The sequence below is a fragment of the Hymenobacter jeongseonensis genome (assembly GCF_015694725.1).
Classification (GTDB): Bacteria; Bacteroidota; Bacteroidia; order Cytophagales; family Hymenobacteraceae; genus Hymenobacter; species Hymenobacter jeongseonensis.
This window is the reverse complement of the sequence record NZ_JADQDQ010000002.1, coordinates 351,728-368,695: the sequence shown is the minus strand read 5'-3', so window position 1 is coordinate 368,695 and position 16,968 is coordinate 351,728. Positions and strand designations below refer to the sequence as shown.

Here is a 16,968-nt window from a genome sequence, read left to right as displayed (position 1 = left end):
CGTTACCTTGTGTTAACGAGGAGAAACTGGATATGACCACTGCCGAGCTACAACACGCCTTGGAGCAGCAGGAAGCTGAAAACGCAGCCTTGCGCGCGGCGCTGGCCAACGCCGCGAGCGCACCCGGCCGTGCGCTAACCTCCGGCCCGTCTTTGCCTAACTACGAGCAACTGGTGTTGCTGATGCAGGAACTGTACCCTGCCGTGTTGCTGACCAATGCGAGCGGACGGGTTACGTGGGTGAATGACGGTTTTTCGACCCTGTGCGGGTTTGAACTGCACGAAGTGCTCGGGCGCTTGCCCGAATCATTCCTGCGTCCCCACCTCGATGACCCGCAGACCTTGGAGTACATCAGGGCCGGGTTGCGCGACAAAGTCCCTTTTCAGTACGAGGTGCGCAACCCCCAAGGCGGCAACCATGCTTGCTGGATTCGGGTTAAGGTGCAGCCCATCCGCAACGAAGCTGGGGAAATGGTGCTGGCGGGTTTATTGGAAGACATTTCGGAGTGGAAAAAAAGCCAACTGACCCTGGCCGAGAGCGAGCACCGATTCCGGGCCCTGGCCGAAAACGTGCCCGTTGTGCTTTATGAATGGCGCCACAACTTCGACGGCACGTTCGGCCTCAACTACATGAGTCCAAAGCTGTTCGAGCTATTTGGAATTCCGCTCACCGGCATCGGCAACGTGCTCGAATTTTCGCACTGCGACGATTTGCCCGCGCTCTGGAAGTCCATTAAGGAGTCTATCCGCACGCAGGCGCCGTGGTTCTACGAAGGGCGGGTAACCGTACCGGGCCAGCCCTTGCGCTGGCTTCGGGGCAGTTCGGTGCTCACGGGCTGCGACGAAAAAGGCTTGACCTACAGCGGTATTCTTCAGGATATCACCCCCCTGAAGCAAGCGCTCCGCGAAAACGACCTGCGCTGGCGTCTGGCCGTGGAGGGCTTCGGCGATGGCATTTGGGAACAGAACCTGCGCAGCCCACAACACGTGACGTACTCGGCCGATTATAAGGCCATGCTCGGCTACCAGGAAGATGAGTTTCCAGATGGGTACGAGTCTTTTGCCGCCCACTTGCACCCCGAAGACACCGCCCTGACCCAACAGGCCATCAGGACTTACCTGGAGGGAAATTCGACCCTGCTGGCGGTCGAGTTTCGGATGCGCTGCAAGGATGGCAGCTACAAATGGATACTCAGCCGCGGCTTGGTGACCGAGCGGGCTCCCGATGGCCAGGCCCTCATTTTCTCGGGCACGCACACCGACATTTCGGAGTTGAAGAAAGCCCAGGTAGCCCTCGATGCCTCGTCCCGGCGCCTGTCCACGGTTATCGCCAACTTCCAGGAAGGCTTGGTGCTGGAAGATGAAAACCGCCGCATCGTTCTCTCCAACGAAGCGTTCTGCAAGTTGCTGGCCGTGCCCACAACCCCGGCCCAGCTGGTGGGCAAAGACGGCGGCTGGTTGACGGAAGGCTCGAAATCCTACGTCAACAAGCCCGCGCAGTACGTGGCGCGAATTCAGGACCTGCTCAACCGCAAGCAGCCCGTGGTGGGCGATGTGCTGACCCTGCTCGATGGACGCACTATCAAGCGGGACTTTGCGCCGATTTTCGACCAGAGCGGCTACATCGGCCACTTGTGGAAGTACGAGGACATCACCACCCGTACCAAGGCCAACGAGGACCTGAAGCGGCGGGAAGAAAAGTACCGCGGCATCATCGAAAACATGTCGTTGGGGCTGGTAGAAGCCGATTTGGAAGACCACCTGCTCTACGCCAACCAGAGTTTCTGCAGCATGACGGGCTTTTGCACCGATGAGTTGATGGGCAGTCGTCTGTCGCCCATGCTGCTGACCGGCGAGGACTTGGCGCTGGTCGAAAGCAAACAAGCCATCCGGCAGCAGGGCATCGCCGATTCCTACGAAATTGCGGTAACCACCAAAACCGGTGAATTGAAGTGGCTCTTGGTGAGCGGGGCCCCGCTCTACGACGACAACCAACAGTTGATAGGCTCCATCGGCATTTACCTCGACGTAACGCCTCAGAAGGTGTTGGAAGCCAGCTTGCGCGAGGCCAAAGGACTGGCCGAGATAAGCACACGGGCCAAACAGGATTTCCTGGCCAACATGAGCCACGAAATCCGCACGCCCATGAACGCCATTCTGGGCATGAGCCAGCTGCTGGCCAAAACCGCCCTCGATGGCCCGCAAGTGAGCTACCTGAACGCCATCACTGCCTCAGCCGAGAACCTGCTGGTCATCATCAACGACATTCTGGACTTGTCCAAAATTGAAGCTGGGCGCATGGTAGTCGAAACAATTGGCTTTAGTCCCGGTCGAATATGCGCGCAAGTTGAGAAAACATTGCTCTACAAAGCCGAGGAAAAAGGCCTGACCATCCTGACCCGCATCGACCCGCTGGTGCCGGAAGTGCTGCTCGGTGACCCTTACCGCATCACCCAGATTCTCTTGAATCTGGCCGGCAACTCGGTGAAATTCACGGATAAAGGAACGATAGTCATCGTCTGCCAGCTGCTGCCTAGCGAATCGGGCGAAGCTGCGGTCGAGTTTATGGTTCAGGATACCGGCATTGGCATCGATGCCGAATACCTGGCGCAAGTGTTCGATGATTTCAGCCAAGAGGATTCTTCGGTAACCCGCAAGTTTGGCGGCACGGGCCTGGGATTGGGCATCAGCCAAAAGCTGGTGGAACTGCTCGGCGGCACCCTGCACATTGAAAGTCAAAAAAACCGCGGTACCACTAGCCGCTTTACCTTGCAGTTCCCCATCGGCACGGAGCAGGATTTGCCCCAAAAGGACCTTTCCGACGTCAGCAGCATGCAACACGCGTTGCGGGGCAAGCGTGTTTTATTGGTCGAAGACAATGTGTTCAACCGCATGCTAGCGACTATTTTCCTCACCAACGCTGGCATGGACGTGACGGAAGCCGCCAACGGGGAGGTGGCGGTAGCCGTAGCCGCGCATCAAAGCTTCGACTTGGTGCTGATGGACGTGCAAATGCCCGTGATGAACGGCTACCTTGCCACGGCGCTGCTCCGCGAGCGGTTCGGCTCCACGGTTCCCATCATTGCCCTCACGGCCAATGCCATCCAAGGCGAACGCAGCAAGTGCATAGCCGCTGGCATGAATGACTACTTGACCAAGCCCTTTCAGGAGGCCACGCTGGTGAAGATGGTGTACGATTGGGTGGCGGGCCCGCTCAGTACTTTGCAGGCACAACTGCTGCAGGCCACCCGCGACAAATAGTCGTCAGCTGCGACAGCCCAAGGGCTAACGGTTCACAAGCTTCAGGGCGCCTTCGCCGTAGCGGGCGCCCACTACTGGGTGCGCAGTCAGCAATTGCTCCAGCCGCCGCAAATCGGTTGCGGATAAGACGATTTCGGCGGCTGCGGCATTTTCTTCCAGATACTTCCGGCGCTTGGTACCGGGAATCGGGATGATGCCCGCATCCTGCGCCAACAGCCACGACAGTGCCAGCTGAGCGGTGGTGACGCCTTTTTCAGCGGCTAGTTGGTGCAGGCCGGCCACCAACGGCGCGTTGGCATCGCCTACTTCCTCCCCAAAACGGGGCATGCTCCGGCGCAAATCCTGCGCGGCCAGTTGCGGGCCCGGATTGGTGAGCAACCCGCGGCCCAGCGGCGAAAACGGAACCAGACTTACGCCCAACTCGCGGCAGGCCGGCAGAATCTCCGCTTCTACGTCGCGGGTAAACATAGAATATTCCGATTGCAGCGCCGCGATGGGGTGCGTAGCCTGGGCGCGGCGCAGGGAGGTCGCCGAAGCTTCGGAAAGACCCAAGAACCGAACCTTGCCGGCCTGCACCAGCGCCGCCATGGCGCCCACCATTTCCTCCACGGGCACGGCCGGGTCGATGCGGTGGGCGTAGTATAAATCGATGGTATCGATGCCCAAGCGCTGGAGACTGGCCTCGCAGGCCCGGGCAATGCGCTCGGGTCGCACATCAACCGTCGCTCCACCCCGGCCATCGGTCACAAACCCAAACTTGGTAGCCAGAAAAACAGACGACCGGTTCGGCACCAGCACTTGCCGCAGCAGTTCTTCGTTGGCCCCAAAACCGTAGACATCGGCCGTATCCCACAGGGTCACGCCCAAATCCAGAGCGCGGTGCAGCGTTGCCACGGCTTCGTGCGCGTCGCTGGGACCATAGGCGTAGCCGGAAGCCATCGACATGCAGCCCAGGCCCAGCGCGGATACTTGCTGACCAGTGTGGCCCAGTTCACGGGTTTTCATTGGAAGTAGTAATGGGTGAGCTATTCCTAGGAAGAAGGAGGGCTCGGAACGAGATATAAAACGACCTGCTGGGCCTCCGCCCGGCAGGCCGTCTCAGAAATGCCTTTAGGCAGCTGTGCTATTCCTCATCGCGGCCGTGCACCTGCGCCGGCGGCGAAGTAGCTTCCACCGCGGTGAAGCTCTCGAGTATTTTGTAGGTATGCTCGGCGCCTTGGGGCACCACCCACGAATTTCCGGTTTCCAGGATTACTACCTGGCCGGCCAAATGCAGCTCGGCGCGCCCACTCAGCACAAATCCTACGGTTTCGTAGGTGCGCGAAGCAGCTTCTTTGGGCTCGCCGGGCTGCTCGTTTTCCCACATGCGCATGGCCACATGCTTGCCGGAAGCGAGGTATTTTTCGCCGTCTTTGCCCTTGGGCGAGTAGCGCGAATCGACTTTGGTAATGGTGGTGTCGGACATGGTGTTGATTGTAAAAAGTCGGGAAAGAAGTACCTTTTGGCCCGGTCGTATGGCAGCGAAGCCTTCGGATGGCGCTTCCAGCTAAACGGTCAAGTTGTTCCAACCGTTGTCTGGGCGCTCCGAAACCTTCGCCATCCCGACTGGTTTACTCCCTCGGTTCTTACCACCCTTTTTCTGTTGCCGTGCTCCCTTCTTCTTTTGCTGCCGAACTGGCCCAGGCCCACTCCACGGTGCCCGATGCCTTGCCTGGCACCGCTTTCTGCGCGTTGGCCGATGGCTTGCTGGCGCTTCTTTTTCCCCAGCGCGCCGAGCGGCCCTTGTCCACGACCGACGCCGTGGCTTCCGAACTTTACCACTTCCGGTCCGAGCTAGCGGTACTGCTGGCGCAAGTGCCCGCGCTGCCCGCGTCGGCGCCCACCCTGGCCGACGAGTTTACCGCCCAACTCCCGGCCTTGCGCACCGCCTTGCTACGCGACGCCACCGCCATCTTGGCCAGCGACCCCGCCGCTCAGGGCCTCGGCGAAATTATCAGCTCGTATCCTGGTTTCTATGCCACGGCTCTGCACCGGCTGGCCCATGCCTTGCACCAGCGCGGCCTGCCGCGCCTGCCGCGCCTGCTCAGCGAGTACGCCCACCAGCGCACCGGCATCGACATTCACCCCGGCGCCCAAATCGGGGCGGCGTTCTGCATCGACCACGGCACGGGCCTCGTCATTGGCGAAACCGCCGTCATCGGGGCCAATGTGCAGATTTACCAAGGCGTGACCTTAGGGGCGCTAAGCGTTACCAAGGGCTTGCAGGGCACCAAGCGGCATCCCACCATCGAAGACCATGTTGTTATATATGCCGGGGCTACTATCTTGGGCGGCAGCACGGTGGTGGGCACCCGCAGCATCATCGGCGGCAACGTGTGGCTGACCGAAAGTGTGCCCTCGCACTCGCGCGTCTACCACCGCGCCCACATCCAGATATCGCGCAACGTCGACCCCGCCGCCGAGTTAGTATTTTCCATTTAATCCAATGAGTGAATGAGCAGATGGCCAAATGGGTGAATGAATAGTTTGCCTCCGTAAGCCTGTTTGTCAACTCATCCATCCATTCAGCCATTTGCTCATTTACTCATTGCCCTCATGAAAGCCAATTCCATTCTCGACACCATCGGCAACACGCCGCTGGTGCGCCTCAACCGCATTTTCGCCACCATCCGTCCCGACGTAGAAGTGTGGGTGAAAACGGAACGCGCCAACCCCGGCGGCTCTATTAAAGACCGGATTGCACTGTCGATGATTACGCAGGCCGAAAAGGATGGCATCCTCACCAAAGACAGCCTGATTGTGGAGCCTACCTCCGGCAACACCGGCGTAGGCCTGGCCCTGGTTGCCGCCGTAAAAGGCTACAAGCTGACCCTCGTGATGCCGGAAAGCATGAGCATTGAGCGCCGCCGCCTCATGGCCGCCTACGGGGCTACCCTGGAACTCACGCCGCGCGAGAAAGGCATGAAAGGAGCCATCGAGCGCGCCCAGGACATTGTGGCCAGCACGCCTGGCGCTTGGATGCCCATGCAATTCTCCAACCCCGCCAACTTGCAAATCCACGCCGAAACCACGGCCCAGGAAATTTTGCGCGATGCGCCCGAAGGTTTTGACTTTCATATTACCGGTGTGGGCACAGGCGGCCACATCACCGCCGTGACGGAAGTGCTGAAACCCTTATTCCCCAACATGAAAACCTTTGCCGTAGAGCCGGAAGCCTCGCCGGTTATCAGCGGTGGTGCGCCGGGACCGCACCCCATCCAAGGCATTGGCGCGGGCTTTATCCCCGAAAACCTGCACACCAACATCCTCGACGGTACCATTCAGGTGTCGCATCAGGAAGCGTATGAGATGACGCGCCGCGCCGCTCGCGAAGAAGGTTTGTTCGTGGGCGTTTCGTCGGGTGCTTCGCTGGCGGCCATTGCCAAAAAGCTGCCCGATATGCCCCAGGGCGCCCGGGTCCTGACGTTCTGCTACGACACCGGCGAACGCTACCTATCGGTCGACGGCCTGTTTGTGTAACGCAACTCCCGCTTCCGGCCAACAAAAAAGCCCGACCAGGAAACTGGTCGGGCTTTTTTGTATTCACATCTTCAGTGGAGAATATCGGAGTCGAACCGATGACCTCTTGCATGCCATGCAATTGATACTAGGTATTCTCGGCTTATTTTAGTTTGTTTTGGCTTGTATATCAAATGTTTATTGAAATAAAAATTCATTCTGATTTGCTTTTGATTAGCTGGTTTTGCTAGCTTTGTTTACACCATGTTTACACCGAAAAAAGGCATGCACACCACCGTAAAAGCCGTTCTATACACATCTAAGGTACTTAAGAATGGTGAGCATCCCATTTTGTTGCGCCTAACCCGGGACCGGAGGCAGCTTAAAATTGGCTTGGGCATCAGTTGTCACCTGGATGAGTGGGATGCCAAAACCAACCGACCCAAGCGAAAGCACGACCTATATCATGAGATTAAGCGGGCGATTGACAAGGCAGAGCACGATGCGGAAAAGGCGATTCTCGACTTTGAGAACAACGATAAGCCTTATACCCTCGAAAGCCTCAAAGCCAAACTTGGCAAGGTTCAAACACGTGAAACAGTTCTTGGCTACTTCGACCATTGGGTAGCTCGCTTGCGGGGTTCTGACCGGTTGGGCTATGCCGACATATTCCATGCCACCAAGAAAAGTCTGATGGCCTACCGTGGCGACAAGGACTTTAGCTTTTCGGATGTTAACAATGCTTTCCTTACTCGCTGGGAAGAGTACCACTTGCAGCGAGGCACCAAACCCAACGCCTTCTTTGTCTATTTACGGACGTTTAAGACGCTTATCAATTATGCTCGCAAGGAGGAAGTGGTAGCGGAAGAATACGACCCATACAAAGGAATCAACTTTGCTAAGTACCGGCGCATTCAGACAACACGCCGCGCCATTTCCAAAGCTGAATTGCAGCGCATCAAGGATTTGAACTTGGTTGATAACCCGGCCCAAGCGCAGGCCCGCCGCTACTTCCTGTTTAGCTTTTACTGCCGTGGCATCAACTTCGTGGACATGGCGTACCTGCGCTGGAAGGATTTTCGCGACGAGCGCATCTTTTATAGCCGTCGTAAGACGAAGGAGAACTTCAATGTGAACGTTCTTGCCCCTGCCCAAGAAATCTTGGATTATTACCGCGAACAAGCTTCTGCTAGCCCTTCGCCCTACATTTTCCCCATCCTGAGCGACTTTCACCAGACCGAGCAACAACGTGACTACCGGGTGCAAAAGGTGTTGCGGCAAACCAACAGTAGCTTGAAAGAATTGGCCACCTTGGCTGAGGTAGACACGCCACTAACAACCTACGTAGCCCGACATTCCTTTGCTACGGTTCTCAAACAATCTGGAGTTCCTATTGCCCAAATCAGCGAAATGATGGGGCATGATAGCGAAGCTACCACCCGAATCTATCTCAAGGGGTTTGATAACGATGTTTTGGATATGGCCAGTCAGGCTTTGCTATAGCTGATGTAAAAAACTCATAAACGGTTTGATTAAACCCCTCCCTACTTCATTGATTAATTATCATCGTTAGAATAATCACTTTCGAAATAGCCACTTTGTTCTAGGATTTTCATGAATATTCTTTTTTGCCTCGATTCATAAGTCTTTAAATCATTATTCAATGCGTACCAATGAGCTATTAATTTATTTACTTCATCCCACGAAAGCGTGAATTTTAAATTATTCCTTTTGTAATATAAGCTGGTATTATTGAATAAATTTTTGTTAGGGAAGGCTTGCCGATAAAGCGAGTAAGTTTCAAGTAGCTCTTTTAGTAGTTCAGGCAGGCCATCCATAATGCCTGCTCTCGAGTTGACATCAGTTTTGTTATAGTTTGCATCTAATTCCCTGCTACTACCTTCGGTATCAACATCATCTATAACGCCGACTTTTGTTTTACCGGAGTAATGCGATTTTATAATATGCATTACACAAGGTGAGTCGTCGGGTATTAATCTTATATTGCTAGAGCTGCCAAAGAAGCGGTGTATCGGGTCCTGTGAGAGATTGTGCCACTCCATTGAAACTACTAAGACGATGAGGCCACAACCTAAGTTTGCTGCTATTTCGAAGTTCCGTATACCTGGGTTTGCATAAGAACGCTCATATTTTCTAAATGCCTTTAAGTCCTTGTAGTCAATAATATTAATCGAAAAGTTGAATTCATTATGTTGCTTGCTTATTGATTTTCCTCGACGCCTTAGGTCTGGATACACATCATTTACTTCAACCGTTTCACCACAGGAGTTGCCGATGTACCATGATTTAGCCCGCTTGTGTGTATACATAAGTGGCTTATCACCATCGAAATGGATTAAATAATTGTCAAAAAAACTTGTTTTTTTCTCTCTGCCCGAAGCTAAGTAGGTGTTATCCCCTACGATTCTATTAAGTTCAAATATTTTATTTAAAAAAAATGAGGTGAATGCCTTATTGTCTTTTATATAGTTCCCATTGATGCTTTTTAAGGCATCATATCCACCTTGGGATAGCACAAACTTTGATACATCACATAGGCAGAACATGATGTATGATGGCTCAGATTTAAATACGTCCTGAACAGTTTTGCCTATGTGTTTTCCAAATACAAAGACTGATTTTTCATCAAAGCGCCATAGTTTGGCATTTATTACCTTTTTTTCCATACTGCCATTTCTTAATCGTTGAGCTACCTCACAATGGTAACGCAAAAAGGAGGGATGTGAATTGAGCCTTTTATTGAAGGCTTCGATATTTCATATAACCGAAAAATGCCCTGGTAATCAAATGCTTCCAACAATTGGGTTGGTGTTGTCATTCTTAGCTTTATGCCGCTCAAAATATGAAAAGTAGCAAACCAAACCAAGAATACTGGTTTTACTACCCGACGACTGTAATTGCTTTTGGAAAGTTCTCAGGCCATACAATTCATTCTGTCCTAGAGTCAGAACCTGGGTATTTGGACTACTGCTTGCGGAAAATCGATAATTTCATGTTATCTCGGCGATATTTTAGGGTTTTGGAAGCTGGAAGAAAAGATTATTGCTTCTCCAAGGAAGCAATAGAATCGCTTGGAAGGAAAATGGATATGGCTGACCTGTGGATGTCAAAAAATGTTAAAAATGATTTCATAAACCCATATACTTTTGAAAGTAAATTAAAAATGCCCATAGGTAAAGCTTTGTATAATATATGCAGCTTAAAGCGTTACTTTCATTTAATGGAGAGCCAGAAGCTGGATGAAATTGCGGAGGGCAATAAGTTATGGTTCGACAAATACTTCAGAAATTTCTGTGAAGCTGACAAAGGAGATAAAATAGGTGTTAAACTTACCTTTTTTCTAATAAATCACAGCTTTAAAAGTGTTTGGTTTCAGTGGATTAAGGAAAATTGGTTCGATTACACAGACGGTCAAGATCTGTATACTTATTGCATTAATAGCCTTGAACGCGATATAAATACTGCTTTAATAGTAATTATAGATACATCAAAATCTCTTTATTCTAAAAGTACAACTAGAAAGAGTTCTGTTTATAAAGACAATAAATCGGAGGTAGACGAATTCCCTGCTAGGAACGAATGCCTTTTACCATCTGTCGACTACTGGAGGCACTTATTAACATTTGATGGCCAAACAAAAAATAACTGGGTTTTTGATTATTTAATAAATCGACTTAAGTCATCAAGAGTTTCGAAAGGTGAGGTTTCTGTAGATGTAAAACCACCACTTTCCAGAGAGCTTGCGAATAGGGGTAGAGCTAGTTTTTATTTAGACGACCAATTATTTACAGAGTCGTTTGAGAATTATTATAAAAGTATTCCAAACAACAACTTTCTCAATCAAGGGAAAGAGAATCAAGAAATTTATGAACATTATGACCGGTTTGGGTCCTGCGAAGAGGATGAAACTAATCACGACGAAGATGCTTGGGATGCCTTAACTGACGGCCAGTATGGTGACTGGGAGGATAGAAACGATTGAGTTATCTGTTGCACCATTCAAACCCATCGTGCTTCTAGCTACGCAATGGAGAGTTGTGTATTTGCCTGATGCTATGGCACCAGTGCTTGTAATTATCATTATTAACCGCTATTGCTAAATAGGGCTAGCCTTTTGGCTTGTTCAAGCACGGTATCTATTGCCCTAACCTGTAAATCGGGTGGGTATCCATATTTATTTAGGATGCGCTTTACCAACCGTCTCAGGTTGGCCTGTACACTTTCCTTCATCGTCCAGTCAATGCTAGTATTCTTACGCACAATGTCCACCAACTCGCGGGCAATAATGCGCAACTTGTCGTCACCCATTACTTCCATCGCACTTTCACTTGCTCCGAGCGCATCGTAGAAGGCCAGTTCGTCTTTATTAAGATTGAATTTGTCGCCTCGGGCGTCCTGGTCTTTAAGCTCTTTGGCTAGCTTAATCAACTCGTCAATGATTTGAGCAGCCGTGATGACGTTATTCTGATACTTCTTCATTGCCGCATCAAGCATTTCAGAAAACTTGCGGCTTTGGACCACGTTGCTGCCGGCCCGGCTTTTAATGTCCTGGCTAAGTAGCTTTTTCAGCAGTTCCAGGGCCACGTTCTTCTGCTTCATGCCCTGCACTTCGGCCAGGAAGTCATCGGAGAGAATGGAAATATCGGGCTTTCGTAGGCCAGCTTCTGCAAAGATGTCCACCACGTCGCCGGCCACTACGGCATCAGAGACGATTTGCCGGATGGCGGTTTCTACTTCCTCATCGGATTTGCCAGTGGGCTTGCCACTGTCGGCTAGCTTGAGCAAATAGGCACGCACTGCCTGGAACAGGGCAATATCATCGCGCAAGGCCAGCACCGTAGGATGGGGGACGGCAATGGCAAAGGTCTTGAGCAAGCCAAGCGTTTGGTCGAGGAAGCGCTGGCGTCCGTTGTCGGGCAGGGCTAAGATGCAGTTAGCTAGGTCTAGGATGCCGGTTAGCTTCTCTTTGGTCGAGAGATCGAAATACCCCCCGTAATCACAACCGTGCAGCAGGGATACTACGGCTTCGTGAAAGTTGAGCGTGGCGGCTACTGCTTCGGCTTGGTCGAGAGTAGGCTTACCTTTGCCGCCGCTTTCGGTATAGGTAGCCAAGGCACGCTTCAGGTCGGTGGCAATGCCAAGATAGTCCACCACCAAGCCGCCGTCTTTGCCAGGAAATACCCGGTTAACGCGCGCAATGGCCTGCATCAGGTTGTGGCCCTTCATGGGCTTATCTACATACAGCGTATGCAGGCTAGGCGCGTCGAAGCCCGTAAGCCACATATCCCGCACAATGACGAGCTGCAACCCATCTTCTGGGTCTTTCATGCGGTCGGCTAGGGCGGTGCGGGCCGCTTTGTTGCGAATGTGGGACTGCAGGTCTTCCGTGTCGGAACTTGAGCCAGTCATCACCACTTTCATCTTGCCCAACTTGTCATCGGTGGAATGCCAATGGGGACGCAGCTTTACGATTTCAGCGTAAAGGGCGGCACAAATGCGGCGGCTCATGCACACAATCATGCCTTTGCCCGTCAGCACGGACGTGCGGGCCTCGAAGTGCTGCACGATGTCCTGTGCCACACTACGCACCCGGTCGTCGCTGCCTACCAAGGCCTCCACCCTGGCCCAACGGGCTTTCAGTTGCTGCTTGGCGGTAAGTTCCTCGCTTTCTGTCAATTCATCAAATGCCGCATCTACCAGCCCTTCTTCCCCATCCTTGAAGTTGATTTTGGCCAGTCGGCTTTCGTAGTATATGCGCACGGTGGCCCCATCTTCTACCGCCTGTTGGATGTCGTACACGTCAATGTAGTCGCCAAAAACAGCCTGCGTATTGCGGTCAGTGCTTTCCACGGGCGTACCCGTAAACCCAATGTAGGTAGCATTGGGCAAGGCATCGCGCAAGTGGCGGGCGAAGCCGTCGATGAAGTCGTATTGGCTGCGGTGGGCCTCGTCGGCGATGACCACAATGTTGCGCCGGTCGCTGAGTTCGGGGTAACGTGCGCCCTTCTCGTCTGGTAGAAACTTCTGGATGGTGGTAAATACCACGCCCCCGGCTGCTACGCTCAGCTTGCGGCGCAGGTCTTCGCGGTCTTCGGCCTGCTGGGGAAGCTGGCGCATAAGCTCGTAGCAGTCCGAAAAGGTCTGAAATAGCTGCTGGTCGAGGTCGTTGCGGTCGGTGAGAACAACCAGCGTGGGGTTGCCCAGGGCCTCGTTCACCACTAGCCGGCCAGCGTAGAATACCATACTCAGGCTCTTGCCCGAGCCCTGGGTGTGCCATACCACCCCGGCTCGCTTATCGCCGCGCACACTGGCTGCTTTCTGGGTGGCGACTACAGCTTTGCGCACGGCAAAGAATTGGTGGTAGGCGGCCAACTTCTTAATGGTGCCGTTGCGGGCGTGCTCAAACACCAAGAAGTGGCGCAGTACATCGAGCAGATGCTGAGGTTGTAGTAGGCCAGCGCATAGAGTCTCAAGCTGGCTTTCGTTGTCCGGAGCTAGGCCCTGGTCATCTTTGGCTCTCCAGGCGGCAAAGCGCGACCAGTCAGCCGATATGGTCCCGGCTTTGGCCTCGAAGCCATCAGACGCTATGAGCAGGGCATTGTACACGAACAGACCCGGAATGGCCTTTTTGTAAGTTTGAAGTTGCTGAAAGGCCTGCTTGCAGGTGGCTTTGGCATTGATGGCGTTTTTGAGCTCCAGCACCACAAGTGGCAAGCCGTTCACGAAAAGCACTATATCTGGGCGCTTATTCTGCCCGTTTTCAATGACGGTAAACTGATTGACAGCCAGAAACTGGTTCTGTTCGGGCTGCTGCCAGTCTATCAGCCATACCCGCTCACCCCGCACTTCGCCGGTGATTGGGTCGCGGTACTCTACAGGTACACCTTCAGTAAGAAGGCGATGGAAGGATTCGTTGGCCGCCAGCAGTGCTATCCCATCCCCCACGCGCAAAACCTGACGCAGGGCATCGTGGCGGGCCTCTGCTGGTATGTGGCGGTTGTGCCGCTCAATGAAGGAGCCCAGCTTGCCTACCAATACAACGTCATCGTAACGCTGGCGTTCGTCGCCGCCGTGGGGGCTATCAGGTGGGCCTAGTGTAGGGCCATATGTGTATTGGTAGCTTTGTGCTTGCAGGCATTCCAGCGCGAACTGTTCTATATCGTCTTCGGTCATCGGGGACGAAGAAAAGCTTGGTAGGAGATTAGACAAGAAGATTATGCCACCAGCTCTTCGGCCTGTCGCACCGTCAGGCGCCCGCTCAGCAGCTGCGGCAGCAGCGTGTCGCGCAGCGTGGCAAGGGTGCGGGATTGGGTCTGATTAACTAAAATCTGATCAAATAATGGCTCTATGGTAGTGTGGAATGCTTGAAGTATATTATCATCGGGCCGTGACAAGAGGATTTTCGCGAAGTTTCCAGTATTCAAATTGGGTATTGTAGAGCCACCACCCGCAAGCATTTGCAAATGCAATTTCAGGTTTTTTAAACTTAAGAAAAGAAAGTAGCGGAAGTGCTCCAAATTCGGAACTATAGAATTTATCTGCTGATTTGTCTGGCTTTCTTCAGACGTGATGCTGATAAGTCCCACTGTGCCAATGCAGCTTACACAAATAGAGTGCTTTGGTATACTTTTTTTTCTCTGGGTATTTGCGCCCTCTCTTGTTAAAGTAGCGCCTGTTTCTATTATGAATATGTTGCCATGCATATCAGGGATCTTAATAAACGGCAAGCTCCCTTTGAAAAATTCTGAATTATTAGCGGGTGTTTTACCACAAACAATTTTACCTAGTTCTTCTAGGGAGCTCACCTGCCACCCCTTTGGAATCTCGCCCAATTCCGACGTTACCAGCTCGCCGCCACTGCTGCGGTAGGGTCGGCCTGCGGTGGGAAAATCGAATGTCACGAACCACTGCCGGAACAAGGTTTGGGCCAGTTGCTCCAGCGTCTGGTTCATGCGCTGGTTTAACTCAATTTTGTCGTCAAGGCTGGAGAGGATTGCTGCTATTTGTTGCTGTTGATAAAGAGGCGGAAGAAGAATAGGAAATGATTTAAGGTATGCAACATTGGTTTTAGGTACTCCTGTAACGGATGCATCCTGTATCAGCTTTTTTCTACTAGCATCTGATGAAACCAAATAGTATATAAACAGGGGGTCAGCAAGAGCAGATTGTACCGTAAGTTTCATCTGATTTGATGAAAGGAGAAAACGGTTGTAACGATGCTTCGTAGGAATGAACCCTGTTTGACCAAGTGTGCCTTTTTTAGTAAAAATAATATCCCCTGCAAAGCATAAGCTACGCGAAAGCTTAGCTGCTGTATTTTCTGACACAAAGACAAATTCATCATCTTTGAAACGGCTACTTCCCAATGACAAGTTGGAGCCTCGAATTACAGGTATACCCTGTTCTGTGTACGATGAAGCTGGAAGATTAGAGCCAAAAGGCCCATCTACTAAACCGTTTTCACGGCATGCAATAGCACCAAGCGTAGTTTTTTGCCATTTATTTTTACTCATAACTAATTTCGATAAGCGCTTTTTTAATAGCCTTTTCCAGTAAGCAACTTTCTTCAAATTGAGCAAATAATTCGGAGGAAAGAACTTGTACCTTCTCGTTAAGTTCTTCTACATCCTCAACGTTCTCTGTGCCCACATAACGCCCTGGAGTAAGCACACAGCCTTGGGCTTGCACCTCTGACACAGGTGCAGCGCGGCAGAAGCCCGGCTCATCCTGATACAACATGGGCACTTCGCCAAGAGCTACAGTGGAGTCTTGGCAGCGCCAGTTGTGGTACACATCGGCCACACGACGGATATCAGCTTCGGTCAGCTCACGGTTGCGGCGGCTAATCATAGAGCCCACTTGACGGGCGTCGATGAATAGGATTTCGCTGCTCCGGTCACGTTGAGAGTTACTGGCTCGGTCTCGCGCCAAAAACCAGATGCAGGCCGGAATCTGAGTATTGAAGAACAACTGAGTAGGCAAGGCCACCATGCAGTCCACCAGGTTGGCTTCTACCAACTGTCGGCGTATGACATCTTCGCCGCCCGAGGAGCTGGTCATGGAACCATTGGCCAGCACGATGCCGGCCCGTCCCCGCGATGAGAGCTTGTGAACAAAGTGTTGGAGCCATGCAAAGTTGGCGTTGCCAGTGGGCGGTACCCCGTACTTCCAGCGGCGGTCGTCCCGCAGCTGCTCGCCGTTCCAGTCCGAGATGTTGAAGGGGGGGTTGGCAAGCACAAAATCTGCCTTAAGGTCGGGGAAGGCATCGTGCAGCAGCGTGTCGCCCAACTCAATGGTGGCCTCTATGCCCCGGATGGCTAAGTTCATGCGGGCCAGCCGGTGGGTAGTGGGGTTACTTTCCTGCCCATATACCGAAATATCATCCTTGCGGCCCCGGTGCTGCTCAATGAATTTGTCGCTCTGCACAAACATGCCTCCGCTACCGCACGCACCGTCATAGATGCGGCCTTTGTAGGGTTCCAGCATGGCTACCATCAGTTGCACAATACTGGCCGGAGTATAAAACTGCCCGCCCTTCTTACCCTCAGCATCGGCAAATTGGCCAAGGAAGTACTCATACACACGGCCTAGCAAATCCTTGCTCATGTGCCCGCTGCCCCCCATGCCAATGGTGCCGATAAGGTCAATGAGTTGGCCCAAGCGCATCTTGTCCAGCGTGGGCCGGCCGTAAATCTTGGGCAGCACACCCTTTAGTCGGGCATTGTCTCGCTCAATGGCCTCCATCGCTTCATCGAGCTCGGTGCCGATGGTTGGCAGCTTGGCGTGGCTTTGCAGGTACTTCCAGCGGGCCGCTGGCGGCACGTAGTACACATTCTCGGCCGTGTACTCGTCGCGGTCTTCTAGCGTGCCGTAGCGGGCCTCTGGCTCGGCCACGTAGTAGTCGCTCTTGGGGTCACTTAACTCTTGGTCGAGTTGCTGGTGCCTGGCCTCGAAGGCATCGGAAATATATTTGAGGAAAATCAAGCCGAGTACAACATGCTTGTATTCGGCGGCATCCATGTTGGCCCGCAGCTTGTCGGCTGCGCTCCAAAGAGTTTTTTCTAGTTGGTTATCAGTCATATAAATGTGCCCGGAAACCGTCCATTTGGTTTCCGGGCATGCAATATAAGCCGCTAAGCTAGCGTGAGGTGCAAGTTATCCAACCATAGTCAAGTTCGAAACCATCAAG

Annotated in this window: 11 protein-coding genes; 5 read left to right on the top strand and 6 right to left on the bottom strand. The window is 52.7% G+C overall.

All coding sequences use genetic code 11. From position 1 onward, the window contains the following. Nucleotides 1–32: 32 nt before the first annotated feature. A complete protein-coding gene (locus tag I2I05_RS05195; protein WP_196281166.1) occupies nt 33–3,260 on the top strand; it encodes a PAS domain S-box protein in 3,228 nt (1,075 codons plus the stop codon). A 24-nt stretch (nt 3,261–3,284) separates the two neighbouring features. Here the strand turns inward: I2I05_RS05195 and I2I05_RS05190 are convergent, their stop codons facing one another. After that, nucleotides 3,285–4,265: an aldo/keto reductase gene (locus I2I05_RS05190; RefSeq protein ID WP_196281165.1), complete on the bottom strand. Its 981-nt coding sequence runs from the start codon at nt 4,263–4,265 to the stop codon at nt 3,285–3,287. Between the two features lie 118 nt (nt 4,266–4,383). Then, nucleotides 4,384–4,725, bottom strand: coding sequence for a cupin domain-containing protein (locus I2I05_RS05185; protein ID WP_196281164.1), 342 nt, complete (start codon nt 4,723–4,725; stop codon nt 4,384–4,386). 182 nt (nt 4,726–4,907) lie between these two features. Here I2I05_RS05185 and I2I05_RS05180 point away from each other — a divergent pair, with 182 nt between their 5' ends. From I2I05_RS05180 to I2I05_RS05170, 3 genes are all read left to right on the top strand, one after another. Continuing rightward, nucleotides 4,908–5,741: a serine O-acetyltransferase gene (locus I2I05_RS05180; protein ID WP_196281163.1), complete on the top strand. Its 834-nt coding sequence runs from the start codon at nt 4,908–4,910 to the stop codon at nt 5,739–5,741. A 114-nt stretch (nt 5,742–5,855) separates the two neighbouring features. Continuing rightward, nucleotides 5,856–6,779 carry a cysteine synthase A gene (gene cysK, locus I2I05_RS05175; protein WP_196281162.1) on the top strand — a complete coding sequence of 308 codons (924 nt, stop codon included), beginning with the start codon at nt 5,856–5,858 and terminating at the stop codon, nt 6,777–6,779. Nucleotides 6,780–7,022: 243 nt separating this feature from the next. After that, nucleotides 7,023–8,261 (top strand): site-specific integrase, encoded by a 1,239-nt coding sequence (locus I2I05_RS05170; RefSeq protein WP_196281161.1) that lies wholly within the window; start codon nt 7,023–7,025, stop codon nt 8,259–8,261. Between the two features lie 53 nt (nt 8,262–8,314). Here the strand turns inward: I2I05_RS05170 and I2I05_RS05165 are convergent, their stop codons facing one another. Continuing rightward, on the bottom strand, nt 8,315–9,490 hold the full coding sequence (locus tag I2I05_RS05165; RefSeq protein WP_196281160.1) for a hypothetical protein: 1,176 nt from the start codon (nt 9,488–9,490) through the stop codon (nt 8,315–8,317). A 131-nt stretch (nt 9,491–9,621) separates the two neighbouring features. Here I2I05_RS05165 and I2I05_RS05160 point away from each other — a divergent pair, with 131 nt between their 5' ends. After that, complete coding sequence (locus I2I05_RS05160; RefSeq protein ID WP_196281159.1) at nt 9,622–10,761, top strand: exodeoxyribonuclease X C-terminal domain-containing protein; 1,140 nt, start codon at nt 9,622–9,624, stop codon at nt 10,759–10,761. A gap of 101 nt (nt 10,762–10,862) precedes the next feature. Here the strand turns inward: I2I05_RS05160 and I2I05_RS05155 are convergent, their stop codons facing one another. Genes I2I05_RS05155 through I2I05_RS05145 form a run of 3 tightly spaced genes read right to left on the bottom strand, consistent with a single transcriptional unit; the run spans nt 10,863 to nt 16,859 of the window. Beyond that, nucleotides 10,863–13,952 (bottom strand): type I restriction endonuclease subunit R, encoded by a 3,090-nt coding sequence (locus I2I05_RS05155; RefSeq protein WP_196281158.1) that lies wholly within the window; start codon nt 13,950–13,952, stop codon nt 10,863–10,865. A gap of 41 nt (nt 13,953–13,993) precedes the next feature. Next, nucleotides 13,994–15,349 carry a restriction endonuclease subunit S gene (locus tag I2I05_RS05150; protein ID WP_196281157.1) on the bottom strand — a complete coding sequence of 452 codons (1,356 nt, stop codon included), beginning with the start codon at nt 15,347–15,349 and terminating at the stop codon, nt 13,994–13,996. Then, nucleotides 15,285–16,859 (bottom strand): class I SAM-dependent DNA methyltransferase, encoded by a 1,575-nt coding sequence (locus tag I2I05_RS05145; protein ID WP_196281156.1) that lies wholly within the window; start codon nt 16,857–16,859, stop codon nt 15,285–15,287. Before I2I05_RS05145 ends, I2I05_RS05150 begins: the two co-directional genes overlap by 65 nt. Nucleotides 16,860–16,968: the final 109 nt, after the last annotated feature.